Raw genomic sequence first — 354 nt, 5'->3', positions numbered from 1 at the left:
GCAGCGTACTCGGTGTATCCCGAAGTGGGTATTACAAATGGCGGACAACGCCTCCCAGTGACCGGAAGAAGCGGCGTGAACAGCTGTTAGCGCGTATCGAGTACCACTTTTATGACAATGACGCGATATACGGCAGTCCCAAAATCACTCAAAAACTGCATGAAGAAGGGTTTACCGTGGGCGAAAAAACTGTAGGCCGACTCATGCGAGCCCGTGATCTTCGCTCAGAGGCTATGGGTAAATTCAAAGTCCAAACGACCGATTCAAACCATGACTTCCCTATTGCGCCGAATTGGTTAAACCAACACTTCGATGTGTGCACAAAACCGAATCAGGTATGGGTTACAGATATTA

General features: G+C 48.6%; 1 protein-coding gene. It reads left to right on the top strand.

What is annotated here, in order from left to right:
- On the top strand, positions 1-354 hold a 354-nt coding region (locus HPT30_RS31315; RefSeq protein ID WP_175369652.1), incomplete at both ends, for an IS3 family transposase.

Source organism: Paenibacillus agri (genome assembly GCF_013359945.1).
In the GTDB taxonomy this organism is placed as follows: Bacteria; Bacillota; Bacilli; order Paenibacillales; family Paenibacillaceae; genus Paenibacillus_AQ; species Paenibacillus_AQ agri.
The sequence above is the reverse complement of the archived record's forward strand: the minus strand, read 5'-3'. Positions and strand labels throughout refer to the sequence as shown.